Consider the following 8,038-nt stretch of genomic DNA (forward strand, 5'->3'; position numbering starts at 1 on the left):
AGGCGCTGAGCGGACGTTCCGACGCGGCCGGCCTCTCCGCCGCCGGGCGCGCACAGGCCGCGCGGCTGTCGCGCCGCCTGCTGCGCGCGCGGCCGGTCGCGCTGCACACCAGTCCGCGTCGCCGCGCGCAGGAAACCGCTGCCCTGCTGGCCGCGACACTCGGTCTGCCCCCAATCGCCGAACCGGCGCTGGACGAGATCGACTTCGGCGCCTGGACCGGGCGGTCCTTCGATGCGCTGGACGACGACCCGGCCTGGCGCAGCTGGAACGAGCAGCGCGGCACCGCCCGCCCGCCGGGCGGAGAGGCGATGCACGAGGCGCTGGCCCGGGTGCTGCGCTGGACGGAAACGCTGGCCGGCACGCACCCGGACTCCACCCTTCTTGCCGTCAGCCACGCGGACGTGATCAAGGCCGCGCTCTGCGCCCATCTCGGCCTGACCCTCGACGCGCATTGGCGCCTGGAGGTCGCACCCGCCTCGCTCAGCGGCGTCGAGCTGTGGCCTGGCGGCGGCAGGGTGCGCTTCGTGAACGATACGGCAGCGCTGGAGGATGCGGCGTGACCTTCCCGGCTTCCCTGGGTGTCGAGGAGATCCGGCGTCGCGCCGCCGCGCTCGGTCCCTGGTTCCACAATATCGACCTCGGCGGCGTACGCACCGCGCCGGACCACTTCCTCGGCGACTACCCCGCGGTGAAGTGGCGGGGCTTCGCCCACGCGATCCCGGCCGACCTGACCGGGCGCAGCGTGCTCGACATCGGCTGCAACGGCGGCTTCTACAGCATCGAGATGAAGCGCCGCGGCGCCGCGCGCGTGCTGGGCATTGATTCCGATGAGGATTACCTGGCCCAGGCGCGCTTCGCGGCCGAGGCCACGGGCTGTGACATCGAGTTCCGCCGGCTGTCGGTCTACGATCTTGGCGCCTTGGGCGAGCGCTTCGACCTGGTGTTGTTCATGGGCGTGCTCTACCACCTGCGGCACCCGCTGCTGGCGCTGGACCTGATCCACGAACACGTCGCAGGAGACCTGCTGGTGTTCCAGTCCATGCAGCGCGGCTCGGCGGAGGTCGCGCCGCTGCGCGAGGATTACGACTTCTTCGAGACCGCGCCCTTCGACGCGCCGGCGTGGCCCAAGCTGCACTTCGTCGAGCGTCGCTACGCCCACGACCAGACCAACTGGTGGGTGCCGAACCGCGCCTGCGCGGAGGCGATGCTGCGTTCCGCCGGCTTCGCGGTCACGGCGCATCCGGAGCCGGAGGTCTATCTCTGCCGCCGCGTCGCTGCGCCGGAGGGCGGGGGCGCGGTCTATCCGGCGCGGGGGGGCGGCGCATGATCGAAGCGGCGATGATCTGGAACGAGCCGAACAACAAGTCACATTGGGACCCCGAACTTGATCCGGGCTGGAGCCGCTTCGCCGAGACCGCCATCGCCGCCGGCCGCGCGATACGCGCGGCCAATCCGGGCTTACTGCGGGTGCTCGGCGGCATGTCGCCGATAGACCCCGCCTTCATCCGCAACATGACGTCGAAGGGCGTGCTGGACCATGTTGACGCCGTCGCCGTGCACGGCTTCCCGCTGGACTGGAACCTCTGGCCGGTCCACGACTGGCCGGCGAAGATCGAGGAGATCCAGGCCGTCACCGACAAGCCGGTCTGGGCGAGCGAGGTCGGCGTCTCCGCCTTCGGCGCGGAGGAGGTTCAGGCATGGGGCCTGCGGCGCACCGCTGAGCTGCTGAAAGGCCGCGCGCCGCGCATCCACTGGTACAGCCTGCACGACCTGCCCCGCAGCTGGGAGGCGACGACGCGCCACAAGGAAGCCGAGGGCAGCTCCTATTACCGGCACTTCCACATGGGCCTGTTGCGGGACGACGGCACGCCGAAGGCGGCGTTCGAGGAATTCGCACGCCACACGCCCGAGATCGGCTTGTGCCAGTGGTTCCACTTCCAGGATCATCGGCTCGAGCAGTCGGTCGGGCTGATGAAGCAGCTCGGCGTGCGCTACCTCCGCACGGGGCTGTCCTGGGCCGATTACTACCGGCCCGATGCGCTGGCCTGGTTCGACAGGCAAATGGAGGCGCTGCGCGACTTCCGCGTGACGGTCACCTTCTGCTTCACGCCGGAGCACAAGGGGCCGGGGCGCCACCACACCAGCCCGCCCGACGACCCGGAGGAATTCGGCGCCTTCTGCGCGGAGATGGTGCGGCGCTACGCGTGACGCGTCAGGCGGTCCCGATACGGCCGGAGAGTTCGCGCACCAGCTTGCGCCGCAGCGCGGCGGCGAAGTCGTCGAATCCCTCGGCCTCGGCGACGAAGGCTCCGCCGCCGCCGATCACCGTGGCGCGATAGTACTCCGCCAGCCGTATGCCCGGTGGAAGCCAGGTCTCGGCCGGATCGCTGCCCTCGATGGCCAGGGCATTCACCGTGATCCCCTCCGCCACGCTGCGGTCGCGTGCCTCCTCCGGCGACGGGCCGCTGTTGTTCGCGCCGTCGCCCGAGACGTCGACGACGCGCCGCGCGGCCCCCCAGGGCGCCTCGGCCAGAACCATCCGGGCGAAGTCCAGCGCGCCGGACAGGGAGGTGCCGCGACGGCGCGCGCCCGGAACCAGAGGGTGGCGCATCAGCGCCTCCGACCAGCCGCGTGCCTCGGCCGGCCCCCCTATGCGCGCCCATGGCAGCAGCAGCCGCTGGAACTCGATGCCGGACCACTCGACATAGGCGACGCCGATCGCGCCGTGGGCGCCCGCCGCGATGCGGCGCTGCACCGCGGCGTCCTCGAAGGCGGCACGATAGCCCTCGCGCTGCAGCCGCGCCTCGGCATCATCGATCGAGCTTGAGCAATCCACGGCGAGGACGAGCAGCATGTCCACATCCGCCGTTTCCTCGAGGACCGCGCGCGCGTGGGCGCGGTCCGCCAGCACGGCGGCAGCCGAGGCGGCGGCGACAAGGGCTCGCCGGTGCATCGATGTCTCCAGGGCCGCCCCACCGGGCGGCCCGGCCGCAGGGAAGGCAGGCGCTAGCGATGCGCGCCGTGCTCACCATGCGCGCGTCGTTCCGCCGTGTCACGACCGATCAGCTTGTTGAAGTTGCTCTTCGGCTCGAAGACCAGCGCCAGCTGCGCCTCGTCGAACTTCCGGAAGAATTCATCCCACGATATCTCAACCAGTGCGTCATGCTGCGACTGGGGCGCGTCGGGGAAAATCAGGCGGATGATCCCCGTGTCGTCTTCGTGGCTGCGCTGGACCGCCGCGGGCCTCCCGCCGTGCAGCTCGGCCCAGTGGCGGATCGTGTCATGGTCCGTTGTCGTCTTCGCCATGGTCGTTGCTCCCGCTGGCCCAGGGTGAACCCGCGCGCGGCCCGCGGGTTCTCGGCGCATGCCCCTCGACGACCAGGCCGGCCCGGTCGACCCGCGCGATGCTGCGGAGGAAGCGGGGCTGCGCTACGTCTCGGACGAGGCACCGGGACTCACGCGCCGGCGTGTCGGAAAGGGCTTCTCCTATCGACTGCCGAGGGGCGGCACCGTCAGAGACGCCGCGACGCTGAAGCGCATCCGCACCCTGGCCGTCCCACCGGCCTGGACCGAGGTGTGGATCTGCCCGCATGCGGACGGCCACATCCAGGCGACGGGCCGGGACGAGAAGGGCCGCAAGCAGTATCGCTACCATCCGCGCTGGCGCGAGGTGCGCGACGCCACGAAATACGGCCACCTCCTCGAATTCGCTCGCGCCCTGCCCGCGATTCGCGCACGCATCGCGGCCGATATGGCTCTGCCCGGACTGCCGCGGGAGAAGGTGCTGGCCACGGTCGTGCACCTGCTGGAGACCACGCTGATCCGCGTGGGCAACGACGACTACGCGAAGTCCAATGGCAGCTACGGGCTGACGACGCTGCAGAACCGGCACGTGAAGGTGGAAGGCGGCACGCTGCGCTTCGCCTTCAAGGGCAAGAGCGGGCGGACCTGGCGGCTTGGCCTCCAGGACCGTCGCGTGTCGCGCATCGTCCGCCAGTGCCAGGACCTGCCGGGCCAGGAGCTGTTCCAGTATCTCGACGAGGCCGGTGAGACGCGGGACGTCACCTCCGCCGACGTCAACGCCTATCTGCGCGAGGTCACCGGCAACGACATCACCGCCAAGGATTTCCGGACCTGGGCTGGTACCGTGCTGGCTGCGCTCGCGCTGCGCGAGTGCGAGCGGGTGGACAGCCAGGCGGCGGCGAAGCGCAACATCCGGGAAGCGATCGAGCGCGTTGCCGCCCGGCTCGGCAACACGCCGACCATCTGCCGCAAGTGCTACGTGCATCCCGCCGTGCTTGACAGCTACCTGGACGGTGCGCTCGCTGCCGAGATCGAGCAGGAGGCGGCGGCGGAGCTGCGCGACCAGCTCGGCGCGCTGCCGCCGGAGGAAGCTGCCGTCCTGGCGCTGCTGCTCGCACGGCTGCGCAGCGACACGGAGCACGCGCGCCGACCGAACGATCCCGAGTAGCTGCGCGTTGCAGCCCCGCATGGTCGCGGAGTAGCGGATGAAGCTCGTCGGCTTCGGCCTGTCCATCACATCAGCCTGGGGCAACGGACATGCGACGCTGTGGCGTGCGCTGTGCCGGGCGCTGGGCGCGGCGGGGCATCGCGTGGTGTTCCTCGAGCGTGACCGGCCCCTGGTACGCCACGGCACGCGACGCCCTGGAGATCCGCGGCCTGGATGCCGTGTTCTAGCCGGAGTGGGAGGGCGTATGGGCTCTTGCCCTGCGCGAGTTGCAGGACGCCGACGCCGCGATCGTCACCTCCTACTGCGCCGACGGGCTGGCGGCATCGGCGCTCGTGCAGTACGCCGCGCGCCCGGTGCGCGTCTTCTACGACCTCGACACGCCGGTCACCCTGGCGCGGCTGGCGGCCGGCGAGCGGCCGGACTACCTGCCGGCCGAGGGGCTCTCCGGCTTCGACCTGGTGCTGAGCTATACCGGCGGCGCTGCGCTGGATCGTCTGGCGCGGGAACTCGGCGCGCCTCGCGTGGCGCCGCTCTACGGCAGCGTGGACCCGGAAGCGCACCATCCGGCCGCGCCCGTTGCGGCCTATGCGGCGGACCTGTCCTTTCTCGGCACCTATGCGGCGGATCGGCAGGCGGCGCTGGAGCGGCTGCTCGTGGAGCCGGCGCGCCGACGGCCGCAGCGGCACTTCGCGATCGGCGGCGCGCAGTACCCGCACGACTTTCCCTGGACCGACAACATCCGCTTCGTCCGGCACATGCCGCCCGCGGAGCACCCGGCCTTCTTCTCCTCCGCGCGGCTCACGCTGAACGTCACGCGATGCGACATGGCTGCGCTGGGCTGGTGTCCCTCCGGCTGGCTGTTCGAGGCGGCGGCCTGCGGCGCGCCGGTGCTGATCGACGCCTGGGAGGGGCCGAAGGCGTTCTACACGCCGGGCGAGGAGATCCTCGTCGCAACTGACGCGCAGGACGCCCTGGCGACACGATCTGGTTCCCGCGCGAGGGCCTTGCCATGCTGCCGCCCGGTGAGCTGTCCTTCCTGCTGTTCCCGGTGGCGCGGCCGGAGTTCTTCGACGCGGTGGTGACCGATGCAGCGGGCCGCGTGGAGGAGATCCAGGTCAAGCAGAAGGACGCGCGATCCAACTGGGTGTGGGGCGCCTTCCGCCTGCCCGGGCGGGTGCTGCACGCACTGCATGCGCTGTGGCGGGAGCCCGGCCGCGGCGACGAGTACATCGGCACGCTGGTCAATGCGTGGCTGGCGCGCGGCGGCACCGCGCGCGGCCTGCGCGCCGGACGACCTGGTGATCCTCACCGCCGACCATGGCTGCGACCCCACCCATCCCGGCACCGACCACACGCGGGAGGAAGTGCCGCTGCTCGTCCTGCATCGCGGCCGCGGCGATCCGCTCGGCACGCGCGCCGGCTTCGACGACGTCGCCGCCAGCCTGGCCGCGCATTTCGGGCTGCCGCCATGGCCGACCGGCCGGTCCTTCCTGCGCTGAACGCCGCGGCGCGCGCCGCGCTGGCGGAACACGACGCGGGCCGCATCTCGCCGCAGGTCGCGCTGATGCGCCTTGTGCTGTCGGGCGTGCCGGCCGCCGGGTTGCCCGCGCTGCTGCGCGACACGCCCACGCTCTCCGCCCTCGCTGCGAGGCACGCCGCCGGCCTTGCCGGGCTGGAACGGCTGGTGCAGGCCGGTGCCGACCATGCCGTGCCCGCCGGCGTCGCGGAGATCGGCGCGCTGTTCGACCGGCTGGCCGTGATCGCGCCCGAGGCAGCCGTCGCCGCCTATTCGCTCTGCGATCCGGCGACGCTGCGGGCCGCGACGGCGGAGCTCGTCGCCTGGCTTCGCTGCGAGGGCGTGCTGGAGGGCCGGCCACGGGTGCTGGACCTGGGCTGCGGGATCGGGCGTGTCGCTGCGGCTATCGCCGGGGAGGCGGAGACGGTGGTGGGCCTCGACCTCGCCTCGGCCATGGTGGCGGCGGCGCGGGCGCGGCACGGCGACATGGGCGGGCTGCGCTTCGCCACCTGCAACGGCCGCGACCTGGCAGGGCTGGACGATGCGGGCTTCCACCTGGTGCTGGCCGTGGACGTGTTCCCCTATCTCGTGCAGGCCGGCGCGGATATCGCCGGCGGCATGGTGGCGGAAGCCGCGCGCGTGCTGCGGCCGGGCGGGCATCTCGTCATCCTCAATTTCAGCTACGGCGATCCGGCGGCCGACGCGCAGACGCTCGGCGTGCTGGCCGCGGGGTGCGGACTCGTCCTGCAGGATGCCAGCACCCGTCCCTTCGCGCTGTGGGACGCGGCGGCGTTCCGGCTGCGCCGCGCCGGGCTTGCTGGCGCCGCCGGGCTGTGATGCAACCCGGGCGCGCGATGCCGCGCCGAGAGGACCCGGATGACCACAGGCGCGGAGGACGGCCCGCCGCTCCAGCCCCCTGCCGAAGCGCCGCGCCGCGGCATGGCCGACGAGGCGGTGGCCTGGGGCTTCCGCCTGCTGGCGGGACGGGAGCCGCTGAGCGCCGCCGAATTCGCCGCCTTCAAGGCGCAGCCCGACCTCAACGCGATGCGCCGGGCCTTCACCAACGTCCCGGAATTCCATGCCTTCTTCGACGCGGTGCTGACCGGCCACCCGGCCTACCGCATGCCGCTGTTCATGCTCCGCCCATCAGAGGTGGACGGGCTGGAGTGGCGCTTCCAGCCGCCCGACCTGGAACAGCCGGTCTCCCAGCTCTGCACCTTCTCCCAGTTCGCCGACCCGGCCTATGCCGAGATCACCGGGGCAATGGGCTTCCCGCCCGGCCGCGGGCGCTATCGCTGGGAACAGGCCTGGATCGTCTCCGTGCTGGCGACGGAGGGCCTGATCGGGCCGGGCCGGCGCGGGCTCGCCCTGCAGGCCGGGCGGGAGAGGGTCGCTGCGCTGCTGGCTTCGCGCGGGGTGGAGATCGTCGCGACCAGCGACGAGGTGACCAGCACGGATCCCGCCGAGACGCGCCGGACCTGGCTGTTCTTCCCGGAAGTCGTCCATATCGAGGAGTTCGACCGGCTGGTCAGCTTCGTGCCCTTCGAGCTGTCGCAGCTCGGCCGGCTGGACGCCGGGGAGTTCGACTTCTGCTGGTCCATGGGCATGCCTGGGCGCCTGCGCAGCATCGAGGCCGCCCTCGCCTTCTTCGAGGCGAGCCTGGCGCCGCTGAAGCCCGGCGGCCTCGCGCTGCACAGCTTCGCCTTCAACCTCACCTCGGACGCCGCAACGCTGGAGCTGCCGGACCTGGTGCTGCTGCGGCGGCGCGACATCGAGGCGCTGGCCGAGCGGCTGGCCGCGTCAGGGCACCGCCTGCTGCCCTTCAACACCCATCCGGGCTGCGACAAGGCGGATGAGCGCGTGCGCAGCGAGGCCGGCGGCGCGCCCGGCATCCGCCAGCGCCACGGCAACATGGTCGCCACCTCCTTCGGCCTCGCCATCCGCAAGGCCGGCTGATGCTGCGCCGCGCCCTCCGCCTCGCCGGCCGGACGCTGACCGCGGCCGGCGAGCGGCTGACCCTGGCGGCCGGTGGACCGGCCGCCGCGGCGCGC

At 72.3% G+C, this 8,038-nt stretch carries 11 protein-coding genes; 9 read left to right on the top strand and 2 right to left on the bottom strand.

All coding sequences use genetic code 11. The features are described 5' to 3' along the window. From OZN99_RS20145 to OZN99_RS20155, 3 genes are all read left to right on the top strand, one after another. On the top strand, positions 1 to 560 hold a 560-nt coding region (locus OZN99_RS20145), incomplete at its 5' end, for a histidine phosphatase family protein (RefSeq protein WP_270937046.1). Continuing rightward, complete coding sequence (locus tag OZN99_RS20150; protein ID WP_270937047.1) at positions 557 to 1,327, top strand: TIGR04290 family methyltransferase; 771 nt, start codon at positions 557 to 559, stop codon at positions 1,325 to 1,327. The genes OZN99_RS20145 and OZN99_RS20150, both read left to right, overlap by 4 nt. Continuing rightward, the gene (locus OZN99_RS20155) at positions 1,324 to 2,208 is read left to right on the top strand and encodes a glycoside hydrolase 5 family protein (RefSeq protein ID WP_270937048.1); all 885 of its coding nucleotides are present in this window, start codon (positions 1,324 to 1,326) and stop codon (positions 2,206 to 2,208) included. Before OZN99_RS20150 ends, OZN99_RS20155 begins: the two co-directional genes overlap by 4 nt. 4 nt (positions 2,209 to 2,212) lie before the next feature. Here the strand turns inward: OZN99_RS20155 and OZN99_RS20160 are convergent, their stop codons facing one another. Together OZN99_RS20160 and OZN99_RS20165 are read right to left on the bottom strand one after the other, a co-directional pair. Next, complete coding sequence (locus OZN99_RS20160) at positions 2,213 to 2,953, bottom strand: DUF1194 domain-containing protein (RefSeq protein ID WP_270937049.1); 741 nt, start codon at positions 2,951 to 2,953, stop codon at positions 2,213 to 2,215. A gap of 53 nt (positions 2,954 to 3,006) precedes the next feature. Next, positions 3,007 to 3,306, bottom strand: a complete 300-nt coding sequence (locus OZN99_RS20165; protein ID WP_270937050.1) for a hypothetical protein — start codon at positions 3,304 to 3,306, stop codon at positions 3,007 to 3,009. Between the two features lie 58 nt (positions 3,307 to 3,364). Between OZN99_RS20165 and OZN99_RS20170 the strand changes: the two genes are divergently transcribed. The 6 genes from OZN99_RS20170 to OZN99_RS20195 all read left to right on the top strand — a co-directional run bounded on the left by OZN99_RS20170 (position 3,365) and on the right by OZN99_RS20195 (position 7,943). Beyond that, positions 3,365 to 4,471: a DNA topoisomerase IB gene (locus tag OZN99_RS20170; RefSeq protein ID WP_270937051.1), complete on the top strand. Its 1,107-nt coding sequence runs from the start codon at positions 3,365 to 3,367 to the stop codon at positions 4,469 to 4,471. 89 nt (positions 4,472 to 4,560) lie between these two features. Further along, entirely contained in the window at positions 4,561 to 4,698 is a 138-nt protein-coding gene (locus tag OZN99_RS20175; RefSeq protein WP_270937052.1) for a hypothetical protein, read from the top strand. Between the two features lie 39 nt (positions 4,699 to 4,737). Beyond that, positions 4,738 to 5,553, top strand: a complete 816-nt coding sequence (locus OZN99_RS20180) for a CgeB family protein (RefSeq protein WP_270937053.1) — start codon at positions 4,738 to 4,740, stop codon at positions 5,551 to 5,553. A gap of 162 nt (positions 5,554 to 5,715) precedes the next feature. Next, a complete protein-coding gene (locus OZN99_RS20185; protein WP_270937054.1) occupies positions 5,716 to 5,970 on the top strand; it encodes a hypothetical protein in 255 nt (84 codons plus the stop codon). After that, positions 5,940 to 6,824 carry a class I SAM-dependent methyltransferase gene (locus tag OZN99_RS20190; protein WP_270937055.1) on the top strand — a complete coding sequence of 295 codons (885 nt, stop codon included), beginning with the start codon at positions 5,940 to 5,942 and terminating at the stop codon, positions 6,822 to 6,824. The genes OZN99_RS20185 and OZN99_RS20190 overlap by 31 nt, the downstream gene beginning before the upstream one ends. A 39-nt stretch (positions 6,825 to 6,863) precedes the next feature. Continuing rightward, positions 6,864 to 7,943 (top strand): hypothetical protein, encoded by a 1,080-nt coding sequence (locus tag OZN99_RS20195; RefSeq protein WP_270937056.1) that lies wholly within the window; start codon positions 6,864 to 6,866, stop codon positions 7,941 to 7,943. Positions 7,944 to 8,038: the final 95 nt, after the last annotated feature.

The organism is Falsiroseomonas oryzae, from assembly GCF_027856955.1.
GTDB lineage: Bacteria > Pseudomonadota > Alphaproteobacteria > Acetobacterales > Acetobacteraceae > Falsiroseomonas > Falsiroseomonas oryzae.

Excerpts from the sequence above, each read along its gene's own strand:
- OZN99_RS20155 (WP_270937048.1), top strand. The coding sequence starts at position 1,324 with ATGATCGAAGCGGCGATGATCTGGAACGAGCCGAACAACAAGTCACAT.
- OZN99_RS20160 (WP_270937049.1), bottom strand. The coding sequence starts at position 2,953 with ATGCACCGGCGAGCCCTTGTCGCCGCCGCCTCGGCTGCCGCCGTGCTG.
- OZN99_RS20165 (WP_270937050.1), bottom strand. The coding sequence starts at position 3,306 with ATGGCGAAGACGACAACGGACCATGACACGATCCGCCACTGGGCCGAG.
- OZN99_RS20170 (WP_270937051.1), top strand. The coding sequence starts at position 3,365 with ATGCCCCTCGACGACCAGGCCGGCCCGGTCGACCCGCGCGATGCTGCG.
- OZN99_RS20175 (WP_270937052.1), top strand. The coding sequence starts at position 4,561 with ATGCGACGCTGTGGCGTGCGCTGTGCCGGGCGCTGGGCGCGGCGGGGC.
- OZN99_RS20185 (WP_270937054.1), top strand. The coding sequence starts at position 5,716 with ATGCGTGGCTGGCGCGCGGCGGCACCGCGCGCGGCCTGCGCGCCGGAC.
- OZN99_RS20190 (WP_270937055.1), top strand. The coding sequence starts at position 5,940 with ATGGCCGACCGGCCGGTCCTTCCTGCGCTGAACGCCGCGGCGCGCGCC.
- OZN99_RS20195 (WP_270937056.1), top strand. The coding sequence starts at position 6,864 with ATGACCACAGGCGCGGAGGACGGCCCGCCGCTCCAGCCCCCTGCCGAA.